At 54.6% G+C, this 17159-nt stretch carries 17 protein-coding genes; 12 read left to right on the plus strand and 5 right to left on the minus strand.

What is annotated here, in order from left to right:
- Positions 1–178: 178 nt before the first annotated feature.
- The gene (locus XM38_RS01025; protein WP_080810850.1) at positions 179–751 is read right to left on the minus strand and encodes a DUF2808 domain-containing protein; all 573 of its coding nucleotides are present in this window, start codon (positions 749–751) and stop codon (positions 179–181) included.
- A gap of 887 nt (positions 752–1638) precedes the next feature.
- On the opposite strand from XM38_RS01025, the gene pntA reads away from it, so the two are divergent.
- The 9 genes from pntA to XM38_RS01070 all read left to right on the plus strand — a co-directional run bounded on the left by pntA (position 1639) and on the right by XM38_RS01070 (position 10010).
- The gene (gene pntA, locus XM38_RS01030) at positions 1639–3255 is read left to right on the plus strand and encodes a Re/Si-specific NAD(P)(+) transhydrogenase subunit alpha (protein ID WP_080810848.1); all 1617 of its coding nucleotides are present in this window, start codon (positions 1639–1641) and stop codon (positions 3253–3255) included.
- An 87-nt stretch (positions 3256–3342) separates the two neighbouring features.
- Entirely contained in the window at positions 3343–4776 is a 1434-nt protein-coding gene (locus XM38_RS01035) for an NAD(P)(+) transhydrogenase (Re/Si-specific) subunit beta (protein ID WP_080810847.1), read from the plus strand.
- A gap of 422 nt (positions 4777–5198) precedes the next feature.
- A complete protein-coding gene (gene clpS / locus XM38_RS01040) occupies positions 5199–5525 on the plus strand; it encodes an ATP-dependent Clp protease adapter ClpS (RefSeq protein WP_080810846.1) in 327 nt (108 codons plus the stop codon).
- A 7-nt stretch (positions 5526–5532) separates the two neighbouring features.
- The gene (locus tag XM38_RS01045; RefSeq protein WP_080810845.1) at positions 5533–5832 is read left to right on the plus strand and encodes a DUF2103 domain-containing protein; all 300 of its coding nucleotides are present in this window, start codon (positions 5533–5535) and stop codon (positions 5830–5832) included.
- Complete coding sequence (locus tag XM38_RS01050; protein WP_080810843.1) at positions 5829–6938, plus strand: tRNA (guanine-N1)-methyltransferase; 1110 nt, start codon at positions 5829–5831, stop codon at positions 6936–6938. The genes XM38_RS01045 and XM38_RS01050 overlap by 4 nt, the downstream gene beginning before the upstream one ends.
- Positions 6939–6989: 51 nt before the next feature.
- Positions 6990–7883 (plus strand): sulfotransferase, encoded by an 894-nt coding sequence (locus tag XM38_RS01055; RefSeq protein WP_080810841.1) that lies wholly within the window; start codon positions 6990–6992, stop codon positions 7881–7883.
- Positions 7884–8078: 195 nt separating this feature from the next.
- Positions 8079–8801 (plus strand): pyridoxine 5'-phosphate synthase, encoded by a 723-nt coding sequence (locus XM38_RS01060; RefSeq protein ID WP_080810839.1) that lies wholly within the window; start codon positions 8079–8081, stop codon positions 8799–8801.
- Between the two features lie 64 nt (positions 8802–8865).
- Positions 8866–9195, plus strand: a complete 330-nt coding sequence (locus tag XM38_RS01065) for an MgPME-cyclase complex family protein (protein ID WP_080810838.1) — start codon at positions 8866–8868, stop codon at positions 9193–9195.
- A 164-nt stretch (positions 9196–9359) separates the two neighbouring features.
- Positions 9360–10010 (plus strand): hypothetical protein, encoded by a 651-nt coding sequence (locus tag XM38_RS01070; protein WP_137454977.1) that lies wholly within the window; start codon positions 9360–9362, stop codon positions 10008–10010.
- Positions 10011–10035: 25 nt separating this feature from the next.
- Here the strand turns inward: XM38_RS01070 and XM38_RS01075 are convergent, their stop codons facing one another.
- Genes XM38_RS01075 through folD form a run of 3 tightly spaced genes read right to left on the minus strand, consistent with a single transcriptional unit; the run spans position 10036 to position 12356 of the window.
- Positions 10036–10491, minus strand: coding sequence for a divergent PAP2 family protein (locus tag XM38_RS01075; RefSeq protein WP_080810836.1), 456 nt, complete (start codon positions 10489–10491; stop codon positions 10036–10038).
- A 23-nt stretch (positions 10492–10514) separates the two neighbouring features.
- Positions 10515–11435: a geranylgeranyl diphosphate synthase CrtE gene (gene crtE, locus XM38_RS01080; protein ID WP_080810927.1), complete on the minus strand. Its 921-nt coding sequence runs from the start codon at positions 11433–11435 to the stop codon at positions 10515–10517.
- Positions 11436–11483: 48 nt separating this feature from the next.
- The gene (gene folD, locus XM38_RS01085; protein WP_080810834.1) at positions 11484–12356 is read right to left on the minus strand and encodes a bifunctional methylenetetrahydrofolate dehydrogenase/methenyltetrahydrofolate cyclohydrolase FolD; all 873 of its coding nucleotides are present in this window, start codon (positions 12354–12356) and stop codon (positions 11484–11486) included.
- A 417-nt stretch (positions 12357–12773) separates the two neighbouring features.
- On the opposite strand from folD, the gene XM38_RS01090 reads away from it, so the two are divergent.
- The 3 genes from XM38_RS01090 to nadB all read left to right on the plus strand — a co-directional run bounded on the left by XM38_RS01090 (position 12774) and on the right by nadB (position 15504).
- Positions 12774–13037, plus strand: coding sequence for a hypothetical protein (locus tag XM38_RS01090; protein WP_080810833.1), 264 nt, complete (start codon positions 12774–12776; stop codon positions 13035–13037).
- Positions 13038–13205: 168 nt separating this feature from the next.
- Positions 13206–13628 carry a photosystem II complex extrinsic protein PsbU gene (psbU, locus tag XM38_RS01095; protein WP_080810831.1) on the plus strand — a complete coding sequence of 141 codons (423 nt, stop codon included), beginning with the start codon at positions 13206–13208 and terminating at the stop codon, positions 13626–13628.
- A gap of 217 nt (positions 13629–13845) precedes the next feature.
- Positions 13846–15504: an L-aspartate oxidase gene (gene nadB, locus XM38_RS01100; RefSeq protein WP_080810829.1), complete on the plus strand. Its 1659-nt coding sequence runs from the start codon at positions 13846–13848 to the stop codon at positions 15502–15504.
- A 577-nt stretch (positions 15505–16081) separates the two neighbouring features.
- On the opposite strand, the gene XM38_RS01105 is transcribed toward nadB, so the two are convergent.
- On the minus strand, positions 16082–17029 hold the full coding sequence (locus tag XM38_RS01105) for an alpha-E domain-containing protein (RefSeq protein ID WP_080810828.1): 948 nt from the start codon (positions 17027–17029) through the stop codon (positions 16082–16084).
- Between the last annotated feature and the right edge of the window lie 130 nt (positions 17030–17159).

The following is a 17159-nucleotide window of genomic DNA, read 5'->3' on the forward strand; positions in this document are numbered from 1 at the left end:
GAGATGAGATGGATGAGATGAAGGAGTAGTGTTGCCCAGCCGGCCTCTGATGGCAATGGCTGGACATTCGAACTGGGCGTACTAACTGCAACTGGAAAGAGCTGACTAGGAGGAGCCAGAATCTAGCTCCTGCCTACCTTTCGACTTTTAACCACAGACTAACTAACAAATAGGACAGTTACTCGGCGGCCAATTCTAGGGGCCAAGCACCTACTAGCTGTCGCTGGGTATCGCCCTGATAGAGCATGTTCAGCAAAAACATGTGGTAACCATAGCGGTTAGGATTGCGTACTCGGTCAATGACAATGACAAAGCTGGAATCAGGAGCTAAAGGTTGTTCTGGATAGATTTCTAGGGTGAGGCTGTCTTCGTCCCAGACTACTTCACTCACGGGGATATTATCTCCGCCACGCCAGGTACCTTCTCGCAGCTCCACCCGCGAGCGGTCGAAGGACCCATTTTTCTCGAAGAAAGACTCAGGCAACTCGATTTCTAGTTCTAGAGCCTCTCGGGGCAGTTTCTCGGCCCGCACTTGCAGATACAGGCGGGTGCGGGTACTGCGGGGCTTATTATAGTCGATGTTATAGCCTAGGCGTAGCTCTGGATCGAGGCCACCAAAAAGGGTAAAGCCGTCAGTGGTACTCTGGGCGAGTCCAGTGGGGGGAGCCGCTAGCTCTAGCCCCGTTGCGATCGCAAGCCCAGCAGCTGCCATGCCAATTGCCAAATATCGTTGAATCCGTCGTGCGACCATGAAAACTACCTCCTCACAAAGTTCCCTGGGCCTAAGAAGACGGAGATAGCCCTCACAATCCCTAGGCCATCGTCTATTCCGTCAACCTTCTAGGACATCCAGCATCCATATCACCTAGTCATGACTGGAACCAGCTCAAAAAAGTGCCTGGTCTTGCCAATAGGGTTGCCAGATTCCTCTATTGTCCCAGCCAATCATTATAGCATCGAGCCAACTTCCCTGAGATGGGGCTGGCCTGTCAGCAGTCCGACCCGATAGGCATAGGCCTTTCTCCAGTCTATGTTGTCGCCTCTCTGAAAGGGGACTTGCCTGGACCATAGCCCGCCATCGCTGCTCCAGCAGAGTCGTCGCCATAGCCTGCTATCAGGGAGTAGAGCCAAGCAATAGTAGAGCCAAGCAATAGTAGAGCCAAGTAAATAGGAGCAGTCGTCCGTCTCAGTTGGTATGGCAGGGCCCCCTGGGGCGGCATCAGCGCTTGGTATAAATTTACAAAGTCATGAGGTTGTGACCCTAGCCGCCTATTCCTAAAACCTTGTTGAAAAAAACGGCAGATAGCCGACTCGGCGGTTTAGGATGCATGCCAGAGTGGAGTGTTATTCTGCGCCAGCTTTTGTAATGTGTGCTACTTCTGCGAGGTGAGTAGTCAGCAGATAGCCGCACACCCAATCATGGTTTAGCAGCTAGTAACTCAGCAGATAGAATTTCCCACCAACATTATCGGACCTAGACTGAGGCCTCTCGTGTCTAGCCTCTCCAAGGGGCGACGATTCAACCTGTTGGTGATGAGTCTATCCCCTGGGTGTACTCTAACCGCTTAGAGCCCTTGAGGCGTATTCAAACAGTTACGTACCCCAGATTGACCATCTATTTACTTTGGAAGGATATCCATGACCATCGCGATTGATACATCAGACAACCCGGCTCAATCGCCAGAGGGGATCGTACCCATGCGGATCGGTATCCCCAAAGAAGTTGCAGCAGGCGAATGTCGTGTTGCCGCCACCCCAGATACGGTCAAGAAGCTGCGCAAATTAGGCTTCGATGTTTTCGTCGAGCAGGGAGCAGGGGTTGCTGCCACTTTCCCGGATCCGGCCTACGAGGCGGCGGGCTGCCATATCGTCAGTGATGCCAAGTCTCTATGGCAACAAGTCGATATTGTGCTAAAGGTACGACCGCCCCAGTTTCATCCAGAGCTCGATATCCATGAGGCGGACCTGTTACGTCCGGAGCAAACCTTAGCTAGCTTCATCGGGCCCGCTCAAAACACCGCCTTGATGAACCATCTGGCCAGTCGTGAAGCCACTGTTCTGGCCATGGATACTGTGCCTCGCATCTCCCGGGCGCAGAAAATGGATGCCCTCAGCTCCATGGCCAATATCGCCGGCTATCGGGCCATCATTGAGGCCGCCAATCATTTCGGCCGCTGCTTTACGGGACAGATCACAGCTGCAGGAAAGCTGCCACCGGCTAAAGTTCTCGTTATCGGTGCTGGAGTGGCGGGCCTTTCTGCCATTGGCACGGCTCGAGGGCTGGGGGCTATCGTGCGGGCCTTTGATACTCGCCCGGTGGTGAAAGAGCAAGTGGCCAGCATGGGGGCGGAATTTCTGGAGCTGCATCTAGAGGAAGATGGCAGTGGTGAAGGAGGCTACTCCAAAGAGATGAGCCAGGCATTTATAGCGGCAGAGATGGCTTTATTCACTCATCAAGCCAAGGATGTGGACATCATCGTCACCACTGCGTTGATCCCCGGCAAAAAGGCGCCGCTGTTGATTACCCGAGACATGGTGGAAGCGATGAAGCCCGGTTCTGTCATCGTCGATCTGGCGGCTGAGCAGGGGGGAAACTGCGAGCTGACTCATCCGGGCGAGGTGTACACCCATCAGGGCATCACGATTGTAGGCCTGACCGATCTGCCCAGTCGCATGGCCGCTCAGGCTAGTCAACTTTATGGCAATAATCTATATCACCTGCTCAATGATTTAGGCGGATCCCAAGACTTTTCGGTGGACATGAGCGATGAGGTGATTCGTGGCACCACCGTCATCCATGCCGGTGAGATCACCTGGCCCCCACCAAAACCCAGTACTCCGGCACCATCTGCCCCGAAATCAACTCCAGAAAAGCCTCCTGAAGTGGTGGTAGAGTCGCCTAAACGGGGGCAGATGGTCCGGCAAGTGGTCGGCCTAGGCTTAGTTGGAATAGCGTTAGTGGCTGTCGGTCGCTGGGCACCGGAGTCATTTTTGTCTCATCTGACGGTATTTGTGCTGGCCTGCTTTTTAGGTTGGAAGGTGATCTGGGATGTAACACCGTCGCTGCATACTCCCCTGATGAGTGTGACTAATGCTATTAGCGGCATCATCATCATTGGCGGGATGTTACAAATCTCCAATGATTTGACCTCGCCGACGACTATTCTAGGTGCGATCGCAGTACTACTCGGCACCATTAATATTGCCGGTGGCTTTTTGGTGACCCAACGCATGCTGAACATGTTCCGCAAATAGTCGCTCTGCGCTACCCCCAACACTGGTCATCTCCAGTGTGGTGATCTGTCGCGACTGACTCCTAACCGTCCACTATCTTCGAAATCTATGTCTAGTAACTTGCAAACGGTTGCCTACATTGCAGCCAGCGCTCTCTTCATCCTTAGTTTAGGTGGCCTCTCCTACCAGGAAACTGCCAAGCGGGGTAATATCTATGGCATCGTCGGGATGGCCATTGCCTTCCTGGCCACGGCTTTAGCTGCCCAAGGCTATGTAGTCTTAGCCTTGACTCTAATGCTGGGCATCATCATCGGGGTAGTTGCCGCTGCCCGCGTGGCGATGACAGCCATGCCTGAAATGGTGGCTCTACTCAATAGCTTCGTCGGCTTGGCGGCAGTGCTGGTGGGCTTTGCCGAATACCTGCAACCCAGTGGGGGGCTAACAGGAATTGATATTGCCATCCATAAAATCGAAATTTATCTCGGCGTATTCATCGGCATGGTTACCTTCACTGGCTCCATGGTAGCTGTGGGCAAACTGCGGGCCATTCTCCCTAGCAAACCCCTGCTACTGCCCATCCGTCACTTGCTCAACATCGCCATGCTAGCCGGAATCATCGGTTGTGCTGTTCCGTTTATGAGCGGTAGCGGCATCACCGGACTCGTCCCCCTGGCAATCACGACAGCAATTTCTGCCGTTCTGGGCGTTCACATTGTCATGGCCATCGGCGGGGCCGATATGGCGGTGGTCATTTCCATGCTCAATAGCTATTCTGGCTGGGCCTCTGCAGCAGCGGGCTTCATGCTCTCCAATGATCTGTTGATTATCACCGGATCCCTGGTGGGCAGTAGCGGTGCCATCCTCAGCTACATTATGTGCAAGGGCATGAACCGTTCTTTCCTAAACGTGCTACTAGGAGGCTTCGGCGAAGGCGCTAGCACCGCTTCAGGGCAAGCCGTTGGTTCCGCCGACAGTGTTACCGCCACCTCGCCACTGGAAACCGCCGAACTATTAGATGCCGCTGACAGCGTGGTAATTGTGCCGGGTTATGGCATGGCTGTGGCCCAAGCCCAACATGGGATCGCAGAGATTACCAAACTCCTGCGGCAACAGGGTAAACAGGTCCGTTTCGGCATCCATCCCGTAGCTGGTCGCATGCCCGGCCATATGAATGTGTTGCTGGCAGAGGCCAATGTCCCTTACGACATCGTCTTGGAAATGGATGAGATCAGTGATGATTTGCCGGAAACCGATGTGGTGTTGGTGGTTGGTGCTAACGACACCGTCAACCCGATTGCCATGGAAGATCCCAACAGTCCCATCGCCGGGATGCCGGTGATGGAAGTGTGGAAAGCGGCCAATGTGGTGGTTCTGAAGCGCAGCCTCTCGCCTGGATTCGCTGGCATAGATAATCCGCTGTTCTACCGGGATAACACTCGCATGTTGTTTGGCGATGCCAAAAGCAACGTCATCGCTGTGTTAGGGCAGATGCAACAGACATCAACCGCAGTTCCCTCTCCAGAGAATTTAGTAACAGCCTAATGAAAACACCCCATTTAGGGGGTATCTGGAGCGATATGTCGATGGGCCTCGTCGGTGACTACTGGCGAGGCATTGGCTTAGCAAGAAGGGTGCTACAGTGCGCTTCCGAATCGTCGGTTGTTATGATCTATCTATCCATACCAGGCGATCTTGCTAATCACCCATCCCCATTCCCAGGGTAGCTATAGTGGCGTCTGTCAATAGGTGGTGCTGTACCCGAGGCAACTAGCGGATGCCTGGTAGTTGACTATTCAAATTGAGTGCCCTTGGTCAAGCGTCGGAACCCACAACCCGGTGACTCATTGTTTGTCTTGTTATCTATAGGTTTTGCTAGTTAATTCGGGATCTGAGCCAAATTGTATAAACTTATGGATATCGGTTCTCGTTTGATGTTACCCACTTGAGCGTTGATAGATAAGCCTATGACTGCGGTAATTTCAGTAGCTCCCAAAGCAACGTCAGCCGCCCCAACCGTTGCTCCTGAAAAGTCCCGCCAAGTCACCCGCAAGCCTTACCCCAACTACAAGATCATCGTGCTGAATGATGATTTCAATACATTTCAGCATGTGGCTGAGTGCTTGATGAAGTATATCCCTGGCATGAATGGTGACCGGGCCTGGGAATTAACGCACCAGATTCACAATGAGGGGCAGGCCATTGTTTGGATTGGTCCCCTAGAGCAAGCTGAGCTATATCACAGTCAACTCAGTCGAGCCGGACTGACCATGGCGCCATTGGAGAAAGCTTAGGAAATTCATGGGTAAATCCTCGGATGGGCGCTTAGTTTGGAACCATTCCACCCACTTGCCAGGGTTGATCCCCATTCTGGAAAGGTTGGTAGCCTATCCCGGGATCCGGACGGTGACACCTGGCGAAATTGCCAAGGTGCGTGGGCACTCGCCCACATTACGCATCAAGGTCTCGGTGCCCATCCGAGGTGGATATAAGCTCATCGCTCGTCGAGGCAAGACAGTTCAAGAAGTGTTTGTGATTACGGAGCAAGACAAGGCTGGTCTAGAAACGACCCTAGCCGAGATTGTTGCTCAGGTAACGTGAGCGATTGGCATCAGGAAGGTCGGAGTCGATTTCAAGTTGGCGATGCCTTCTATCGCCCCCACAGTCGTCTAGCCAGAGACTTAGCGGTGTTAGCCGCAGCGTGCTATCGCCAGCAGCGCGGTCAATTGCGAGTCTTGGATGCGATGACAGGCTGTGGCGTGCGGTCTCTACGCTATCAGCAAGAGGCGGCAGCCGATTGGATTTGGGCCAACGAGGGCAATCCTGAGGTGGGGGACATGCTGCGACAAAACCTGAATCGAGGGCTGCAGCCCGGCTCCTATCGCATTACCCACTGGGAGGCTAATCGAGTTTTCTGTCGCTGCTACCAGGAGCAGGATTTTTATGACCTGGTGGACATTGATTGTTTTGGCAGCCCAACTCCCTATTTATCCACGGGGCTATGGGCTACTCGCATCGGGGGACTACTCTACCTGACCAGTACCGATGGGCGCACCACCAGTGGCCGGGAACCGAGCCGCAGTTTGGCGGTGTATGGCGCCTATGCTCGAGCTCATCCGGCTGGGCATGAGCAAGGTCTAAGGCTGATGATTGGGGCGACATTACAGCAGGCGGCAGCTAAGGGGTTGAGCCTTGAGCCTGTATTTTCCCTGTTCCAGGGGCAGGTGCATCGAGTCATGGTGCGGCTGCGGCAACGGCGGTGGGATGGCAAAGGCTATGGGTTTATCGGCTATTGCCCTGACTGTGGCGAGTTTCAGGTGGTGGGTTGGCGCCGGCTAAGCCGTGCCCGCTGCCCCAGGTGTATCGAGCGCCCCTTAAGTCTCAGTGGCCCCCAGTGGTTGGGGCCTTTACACGATGTGACTACACTGCAGGCGATGACAGCCCTGGCCCAAGAGTGGGGTTGGATGTCGGTGGCTAAGATGCTGGAGGTGATGGTGGCTGAGGCGACGATGCCTCCCTACTTCTTTACCTTGGGGGAAATTGGACGCCGGGGGGCGCTGGATATTCCACCGCGGGCTGCCCTGATTCGGGGACTATGCGATCGCACCTTTCGGGCCACGGTCACCCATCTCGATCCCAATGCCATCAAAACCGATGCTTCCCTGGCTGACTGTATTGCCATTGCCCGAACCTGTCGCACCACCTGAGGCAGATTACACTGGGGGCGGCGACAGCCTAATGTGTATAACGGTAGCCTGATGAAACTGCCTAACTTCTTGATTATTGGCGTGCAGAAAGCTGGAACCAGCTCGGTTTATCACTACTTAAAAGGGCATCCCCAAGTTTATATGAGCCCGATCAAGGAACCCAATTTCTTGATGAGAGATTGGCAATCTGACCCAACTACTCGAGTCCAAAGAAATAAAGGTAAGATTCGGACGCTGGAAGCCTATTGCCAGCTTTTTCAAGCCAGCCAAGATGAGGTTGCCATTGGAGAGGCCTCTCCGAATTATCTGTTTCACTATCAGTCTGCAGCCGATCAGATTCAGAAATATGTTCCTCAGGCGAAGTTGATCTGTATTTTACGAAATCCTGTCGATCGTGCTTATTCTGATTACCTGATGCATCTGCGTGATGCTATCCACGATAAACCCCGTAGCTTATCAGAGCAAATTCGGTATCGTGCTCAACAGTCATTCATTATTCGTAAAGGCTTCTACTATGCCCCACTAAAACACTTTTATACTATTTTTGGGCGGGAGCAGTTGCGAGTTTACTTATATGACGATCTCTGCGAATCTGCCGTTGACTTCATGCAGGAGATTTATCGATTTCTGGAGGTGGACAGCAGCTTTCGGCCAGATGTATCTCGTAAGGCTCAGGTGGCTCAGGTCCCTCAGAATCAGTGGCTCAATAAGCTACTGCGTAGGGAAAATAGAGCCAGACGGGTGGCCGCTACGATACTTAGACCATTGATGTCGCCCCAGGCTAGACATCGACTCCGGGCTCAACTGCTGAATCTGAATTCCAAGGATAAATCCCAGGAGCCCCTGCGGCCAGAAGATCGGCAGCAGCTGATTGAACTCTATCGAGAGGATATCTTGAAGCTACAGGACTTGGTTCATCGCGATCTTTCATCCTGGTTAACATAAACCTCGTTCAAATCGATATTTGGAGTTTGATCAGGGAAAATACCGGGTCTCGCGCCCCCTTGCTGGGACTCAATCGACTCCAGTGCTCCTGGGACAAGCTCCACAGGAAGAGCCACCAAGAGTCGTTCATGTCTCTGTTAGCCGATTGGCTGGTCTGAGATACAATCATTAGGCGTTGTTTTAGGAGATCCTCGCTTGCCCACCCTCGGCGTCAACATCGATCATGTTGCCACCCTGCGCCAGGCTCGTCGCACCGTGGAGCCGGATCCAGTCGCTGCCGCTGTCTTGGCTGAGTTAGGAGGGGCCGATGGCATTACGGTCCACCTGCGGGAGGATCGACGGCATATCCAAGAGCGGGACGTGCGCTTACTGCGGCAAACCGTCCGCAGCCATCTCAATCTGGAGATGGCTGCCACCGATGAGATGGTAGCTGTTGCCTTAGATATTCAGCCTGATTACATCACCTTAGTGCCGGAACGACGCCAGGAGGTGACCACGGAGGGAGGGCTAGATGTGGCTGGTCAGCGACAGCGCGTTGGGGAGGTGGTGGCTACCCTGCAAGCAGCCGGGATTCCAGTCAGCCTATTCATCGATGCGGATACCCCCCAGATTAAGGCAGCTGCCGATGTTCAGGCCCAATTCATTGAATTGCATACTGGTGCCTATGCCGAGGCTAAGACAGAGCTAGCCCAGGCCCAGGCCCTTGAGGTGCTACGAAGCGGATGCCATCAAGCCCTGGAGCTGGGATTGCGAGTGAATGCTGGCCATGGACTGACTTACTGGAACACCTACGCGGTGGCATGCCTGGACGGAATTGAGGAACTCAATATCGGCCATACCATCATTAGTCGAGCGGTGTTGGTGGGCTTAGAACGAGCCGTGCAGGATATGAAACAGGTCATCCACGGTAACGGATAACTGGCAGCCAGGGTGGCTCTGATAGACAAGGTCGTGTTCAAGAACAGGAACGGGTTACGGAACCATGCAGACTTACTACTATGCGATCGCAAGTCAGCGCTTTCTGATTGAGGAAGAACCCCTAGACGAGGTGCTGCGGGAGCGTACCCGCCATTACCAGGAGCAGAACCGGCCAATTGATTTCTGGTTAATCAAGCAACCCGCCTTTCTGCAAGCACCAGAGCTGGCAGAGGTGCGAGCCAATTGTCCCCAACCCGCCGCCGCCATCGTCTCCACCAATCAGTCCTTCATTACTTGGTTAAAACTGCGGTTAGAATACGTGGCAGTGGGTAGTTTTGAGGCCCCGTCTGACACCATTCCCGAGCCCCTCGCTTCGCTGGAAGCGGTCTCCTAATACCTAATACCTAATACCTAATGGCAGACATCGCTAATCTGCCTGCCCCCTTACTCCCCGGCTAGGGCCTGGTTGCCAAGGGCAGATCAGCAGACACCACCGCAACTGGTGGTCAGCTCAGACATCTTCATCATCGTCCATCGTCGCATTCCATGGAGAACATTGTGGGTTACGTTTGGCCATCTCTTAGCCTTGGCAGTGCTGCCGTCTTCAGCCTGCTCGGCACCACCGCCCTCGCCGCCGAGTTCCCTCCCTGTCCACCACCGGCCAGTAACGAATACTTGCTGCTGGTGCGAGGCGACTCCGAGGCTGAGCGCGAACAGGTACAAGCAGTACTGCCTCCCAGTAACTCAGCCATGGTCTGCAGCTATCTCAACGATACGGTGGTACGAGCCGGAGGCTTCACCAGTCTTGAAAACGCCAATGCCTGGGCTCAATACATGACCGAAGTCGAGGGCTTGCAGGCCTTCGTTGCTCGCCCGGCCACCGAGCCTGTCTCTACCACGACTCCAGAGCCGGAAGCGACTAGCCCCGATCTTCCCTCGTACCAACCGGAACCTCTGGGCGCAGGCTATGCCATCTTGGTGGATTATGCCAATCAGCCGCAAGTAGCCACTGAGGTGCGATCGCTGTTAGGGCAACCGGTGGGCCTGGTGGTCTATCAGCAACGCCCCTACCTACTGGCTCAGCAGAGCAACGATCCCGAAGCCGCCACCGCCCTCCTACGCCGCCTCAGCGATGCCGGGCTAGCTAGTTTTATCGTCAGTGGTCTCGAGGTCATGGTGCTGACCTCAGAGGTCGCTATTGGCGATTAATGAATGGGGTCTAATGGGGATCGCCTCAATACGCAGGGGATGCTAAACAGGAAACCACGACCCCCAGCATCGAACCTACGATCACCTGAAAGGGGGTGTGCCCCAGTAATTCCTTCAACCGATCTTCGTTGAATTCAGGCTTTTCCTGAAACAGTTCATCGATAATCTGATTCAGCACTCGGGCCTGTTTACCGGCAGCTTGCCGCACTCCGGCAGCATCGTACATGACAATGATGGCAAACACCGAGGTTACGGCAAAGGCCGGGCTCGACCAGCCTAGGGTCTGGCCAATGCCGCAGGCCAGGGCCGTCACTAAGGCCGAATGGGCACTAGGCATGCCGCCGGTTTCGACTAATACGCGCAAGTTGACTTTGCGATGCCGAACAAATTCGATCAGTGCCTTGACCACTTGGGCCAGTAAGCAGGCTACCAACGCCACCAGAAGCACATGATTATTGATGATGTCGCTGAAGTTTTGCATGGTGTCTAGGATATTGACGGAGGCTAATACGTGCGCGTTGTAATGTAGTTAGCAATAGCCTCAAGTGGCTGCCGTAATTCCCCAAAGTTTTGGAGTTCTGCTTTAGCCTCATTTACCAAGCGCTGGGCCTGCTGGCGAGATTCCTCAATGCCCCAGAAGCTAGGATAGGTGGCCTTCTTAGCCCGAAGATCTTTGCCCACCGATTTGCCTAACTCTTCAGCTGTGGCGGTGATGTCTAGCACATCATCTACGATTTGAAAGGCCAACCCGATACGCTGGGCATAGCGTGAAAGATGCTCTATATCAGTATCAGAGGCTCCGGCCAAAATGGCTCCAGAGGTGACGGAAACCCCCAGCAGTGCAGCCGTTTTGTGGGTATGGATAAAGTCTAGGGTGTCCAAGGAAATGTCTGGATCTCCTTCGCTGGCCAAATCAACGTATTGCCCCCCGACTAATCCGGCGGCACCGACGGCCTTGCCAAGGTCACTGACAACCGCCAAGATGCGTTCAGCCGGCACCCCTCTGGTGTGGCAAGCAATATATTCAAAGGCATAGGTCAACAAGGCATCCCCAGCCAAAATTGCCACCCCGTCGCCATAGACCTTGTGGTTAGTTAATCGCCCGCGCCGATAGTCGTCATTATCCATGGCCGGCAAATCGTCGTGAATTAAGGACATGGTATGCACCATTTCCAGGGCACAGGCAGTGGGCATGGCCATTTCAATCGTGCCGCCGGCCAGTTCGCAGGTGGCCAGACAGAGAATAGGGCGTAAGCGCTTACCCCCTGCCATAAGGGAATAACGCATGGCTTCGTAAATGGTTTCGGGATAGATAACCGGCAGGGCCTGATCGAGGGCCACCTCTACCTGGCGACGACGCTCTTGCAGATAGTCGGAGAGGTTAAAGGAGGATGCGTAAGGATCACGAGAGTTGGTCAACACCATGGTGAAGTTAGAAGTAAAACAGGCGACTAACAAATGCGGGAGAAACCACTAACCATCTATGTGAAAACGCTTGCAATAGCTCAATACCGTATTCTGTAACAGCATGGCAACCGTCATGGGACCAATTCCCCCAGGCACGGGGGTAATGGCTTGCACTAAAGGCTCCACAGCAGCAAAGTCTACATCCCCGACTAGCTTGCCTTTGCCGTTGGGGTGTTCAACCCGATTGATGCCAACGTCGATAACGGTGGTACCTGGGTTGACCATCCCGGCGGTGATGAGATGAGGACGCCCTACTGCTGTCACCAAAATATCAGCCTGACGGGTCACGGCGACGAGATCCCGAGTGCTGGAATGGGCAATGGTAACGGTGGCATTGGCGGCTAAGAGCATCAGGGCCATGGGTTTGCCCACCAGAATACTACGCCCGAGAACGACGGCGTGGCGACCGGCTATGGGCACATCGTAGGTCTGCAGTAAGTGCATCACTCCGGCCGGGGTACAGCTACGCAGACCGGGTTCTCCCCGAAGCAATCTACCCATGTTGATGGGATGTAGGCCATCGACGTCTTTGTCGGGGGCAATGCTATTGAGCAGGGTGACGGCGTCTAAATCCTGAGGTAGAGGAAGTTGCAGTAAGATGCCATCGACGCGATCGTCCTGATTCAGCTGCTGAATGTAGTTTAGTAGCTCTGTCTGGGGTGTAGAGGCTGGTAAGTGCTTGCCATAGGAGGCAATGCCGATGCGATCGCAAGCTCGATGTTTATTGCGGACGTAGGTAGCACTGGCCGGGTCATCGCCCACCATGATCACAGCTAGCCCTGGAGGCCGACCAGTCTTTGCCGTTAAGGTTTTCACCTGTTGGGCCAATGCTAGCTGAATCTCCTGAGCTAGTGCTTTACCGTCAAGACGCTGAGCCATCTCTCCCTACGTAAGTCATCCTAAATGACATCTAGCCCTCCATTGTCAGTAGCTTGGGGAATGCCTGCAACTATAGACATTCCTGCAACTATAGGCATTAAAGTATAGGCATTAAAGTATAGACATTAAAGGGCAGCGGAAGTCCAGCGTGGCAGCGATCATTCCTCCCTGTTCCCATTGCCTACCCGCCTTGGGCCCAGGGTTAACATGTCCTTCCTAGTCTCTCAGATTTTGTTCCCCCATGCGGTTATCGCCATCCTATCTCTGGGGTCTGAGCCAGTTAGCAATATTGCTCAGTATATGGGGATGTAGCACCTCGTCATCCCCCCCCCCTTCCGGTCTGCGTCGTCGGCTCGCCCTTCAGCCATTCCCATTTCTATTGAGGCTGTTCCCGATCAAGGAACAGCCCCGGTCTATTTGCAGGGCCGAGTCACCTCAAAAATTCCATTGCTCAACAGTGGCCTCTACCAACTGCGAGATCGCTCGGGCGACATCTGGATCTTGACCCAGGAGCCGCTGCCGCCGTTGCGCCATCAGGTATCATTGCGGGGACAGATTCACTATGAGCCCATTTTGATCGACGGACAAGACATAGGCGAGCATTATATTGAAGAGCTAGAACGTCTCTCAGAGACAATGCCTGCGCAATCATCTACTCCTTCAGCCCAGGGTGACCATTAGACTGCGGAATCAGGCCCTGACCCTATATTTCCGACGCCATTGCCTAGCTGATCCCAGCCTCTCTACGGACAACGATCAGAATCCTTGGTCCGATGCGCAGGCTGAAATGGTAGTCTCTAATTATTAGATGCTGTGTATAGATTTCTATCTGTGAGAGGACTAGGGCAGATGAAACGATTGTTAGGCCTATTAATTGCGTTGGGTGTACTGTTTACGTCCATGAGTGGTCTGTTTGCCCCGCCGGCAACAGCGGCACTACTCCATGGCAATGGGATGACATCTCTGGTGTTGGCAGAAGAGATTCGCAATCCCGTTGATGCCAAGCTAGGCACCGAGTACGGTTCGAAATTAGACCTGAATAATGCTAATGTTCAGGCCTTCACTGATTATCCTGGCTTATATCCCACCCTGGCCCGTAAGATTTTGACTAATGCTCCCTATGGTTCTGTGGAGGATGTCTTGAACTTACCGGGTCTAAGTGAGCGCCAAGTTCAGGTGTTAAAGGATAATCTCGATAACTTCACCGTGACTCCGCCGGATCCGGCCCTGGTAGAAGGGGCAGATCGGTTTAACAACGGCGTTTACAAGTAAACGGTTCCAGTCCCAATCCAGTTTTTGATTTCGCTCCGATCGATGGCCTGAAGATCACTATGTGGTCGTTCTAGGTACCTTGATCGGAGCGATTCTTGTAGCAACTGACATCACACTTGATATTACGAGTGCCAGCTAGTCAGTTGCCGCAGAATTGGCCATGGCGCGTTAAACTTGTCCAACGCTGCTGGTCAACGCCATATCTGAGTGAACTGTCTTGGTCCAGTCTTCCCTTCCAAATGCGATCGACGTGCTGGTGATTGGTAGCGGTGCAGCTGGGCTGTATGCTGCCCTGAGCCTGCCCCAAAGGCTACGGGTCTGTCTGATCACGAAAGATACCCTGGATCGATCGGCCAGTGATTGGGCTCAAGGGGGAATCGCTGCTGCGATCGCACCTGATGATTCCGTACACCTGCACATCGCTGACACTCTGCAGGCAGGAGGTGGACTCTGTGATCCAGATGCCGTCAGACAGCTAGCCGAGCACGCCTCCGATTGCATTGCCCACCTAGTGGACCTAGGGGTCGCCTTCGATCGCGACAACGGCCAGCTAGCCCTCACCCTAGAAGCCGCCCATTCTCGCCGCCGAGTGCTCCATGCCGCCGACACCACCGGCCATGCCGTGATCTCAACCCTGGTCCATACGGTCTTGGCCCGTCCTAATATCACTATTCTGGAACAGGCCTTCATCATCGACCTGTGGCTTGACTCAGCAGGCCATTGCTTGGGAGTCCTCAGTCTGTATCAGGGCAATCTCCACTGGTTTAGGGCGGCGGCAACAGTTTTGGCCACCGGTGGTGGCGGCCAGGTATTTGCCCAGACCACCAATCCCCCAGCCAGCACTGGCGACGGCGTTGCCATGGCCTGGCGAGCTGGGGCCCTGCTGCGGGACTTGGAATTCGTTCAATTTCATCCCACTGCCCTCACCTTGCCAAAAGCCCCGCGCTTCCTCATCAGTGAAGCCGTACGCGGTGAAGGGGCTCACCTAATCGACCACAGCGGCCATCGCTTCGCCTTCGACTACCATCCCCAAGGAGAGCTAGCCCCTCGAGATATCGTCAGTCGAGCCATTTTTTCCCACCTGCAAGCCCAAAAGAACGAGACTGGCGTAGTCTGGTTAGACCTGCGCCCAATTCCCACCGACCGGCTGCAGCAGAGATTCCCCAATATTCTCAAGGTCTGCCGTCAATGGGGCCTAGATCCCCTACAGGAGCGGATTCCCGTGTCCCCCGCCGCCCACTACTGGATGGGAGGCATCTGGACCGATCTAACCAGCGCCACCTCCTGTTCTGGCCTCTATGCCCTCGGAGAAACCGCCAGCACTGGTGTCCATGGAGCCAATCGGCTAGCCAGCAACTCCCTGCTAGAGTGCCTGGTATACGGTGCCCAGCTTAGGACCATTCCCATCCACGCCATTGCAGCCGTAGCCTGGTCTTCCCCTGTCCCTTTGTCGCCCTTAGAGCTGCCCTCGATAGATTGGCTAGCGTGGCGAGCCGCCCTAACTCAGTTACTCTGGCAAACTGCTGGAATCTGTCGGCATCAGGATCGGCTCGCCCCTGCCATTGATCGAGTGACCCAGTGGCAGACACAGCTCGCCCAGCATCCCCTCAGCCAACTGATCGAGACCCTAACGCCTGCTACGTCCTACCAGCTGCCAGAAACATTGTCTGAGAACACCCTGCGGCAATGGGGAGAACTGCGAAATCTCCTCGATAGTGCCTGGCTCATCCTTAAGAGTGCTGCTTTCCGGCAGGAAAGCCGCGGGGGGCATTACCGCACTGACTTCCCCCACACCGAGGTATCGTGGCGCACGCATACCCTGGTGCAAGGGACCCGTTGGTGGCGCTCTCAGCCGATTATGGACCCTGATGAATAGGTGGGAGGACGGCTTGCCCTGGGCGTAGTCGTTTCGCCAAGCGACATGAAAGGCTTTGCCTGCCCGGAGGGCATAGGGAGAGTGGATGGGGGGATGGGTTAGCGTAGGTCGTGCCGCTGAAACTGGGTAAGCAACGCTTGGCAAGGAAAGGACCTACGGAACAGGGGGCGGCAAGACCATCCTAAGAAAAAGCTGTCCCCAGTCTCGGACGGACACCTGGGGACAGCCGACTCACTCTAGCGATTCATTTCATGGGAACCAGCCTGTAGGCTGATAGTTGTCCAGGGGTTAAACGTAACACTAGGGTCGATGCCGCTAATGGTTGCCGTTGCTGCTTTATGCAAGTTTCAATCGTCGGTTAAGCCTGTCTGAGATCTGGGTCAGAATAACCGCCCCATTGCACTAGGCTGGTCTGGAATAGCGGACCGCTCTGGGGCTATTCGCTGGCCTGGAGGCCCCTGATTTCTGAGCATTGCCCTGGGACGCGGCCATTTTTAGGCGGGACCCATGGAGTTTTGGGGGGGGGGACGCAACCATTTTTGACCGGTCCTGCTCTATGGCTGCTACAAGTGTGATCTCAGACTGTCTGCAGCGAAAAGAAATCGTCGAAGATTTTGTGGCCTACGTCGTTGAGGCGGCTTTGCAGGTTGTCTAGGAACTCGTGCATGCCTGCTTGCACCACTTCGTCGATGGTGGTGTAATCCAATTCTGAGCGCAGTCGACCCAGGGTTCGCTGGCTGCTGGTGCGCCAGGTGCCGGTGACGGTGCCGGCGATGTTATGCAGCGACTCTTCTGCTTGCAACAGACAAAATTGAATCGAGCGGGGAAATTCGCGGTTGAGAATCAAGAACTTGGTGACGCCGATGGGGGTGATGCGATACTGGCACTTGCGGTACATCTCGTAGGCACTGGCGGATTTCAGCAGGGCAATCCACTGCAGGTCATCGAGGGGAGAGCCGACGTCGCTGACTTCCGGCAGCAGAATGAAGTATTTGACGTCTAGGATGCGGGCGGTCTTGTCGGCCCGTTCTAGCAATCGTCCTAATTGGCCGAAGTGCCAACCTTCGTTGTGGGCCATGGTGGCGTCCATTACCCCGGCAAAGAGATGGCTAGCCATTTTGACTTCCGGGAAGAAGCTGTGCAAATCCGAGAGGGAGCCGTTGTCGGCGGCCTCTTTCACCATCAGATAAAAGGCATTCACCTGCTCCCACATTTCTGAGGAGATGATCTCACGGACCGAGCGGGCGTTTTCTCGGGCCGCCCGTAGGCAAGAAATGACCGAGTTGGGATAGCTGCGGTCGAAGGTGAGAAAGCGCAGCACATTGTCGGCGGTGGCCTCGCCATAGCGTTCCTTGAAAATCTTTTGGTCGCCGGTGATCACCACCAGGGGGTCCCATTGCTGTTGCATGCCGATGGGGGCGTCCATCAGCAAATTGAGATTAACGTCGACAAAGCGGGCCACGTTTTCGGCCCGTTCTACATAGCGGTTCATCCAGTAGATGGAATCGGCGACTCGGCTGAGCATGGCTTAGAGATTGAGTGCAATCGGTGACGTGGGCGGAATCCGGGGGGTATATTCTGCGGTGGAAGTAATGCCTCTATTGACTAGCGCGGCAAGGCTGCACTTATCGGGATTTTCCTTTCTGCCTTGCCTT

The organism is Halomicronema hongdechloris C2206 (assembly GCF_002075285.3).
Taxonomy (GTDB): Bacteria; Cyanobacteriota; Cyanobacteriia; order Phormidesmidales; family Phormidesmidaceae; genus Halomicronema_B; species Halomicronema_B hongdechloris.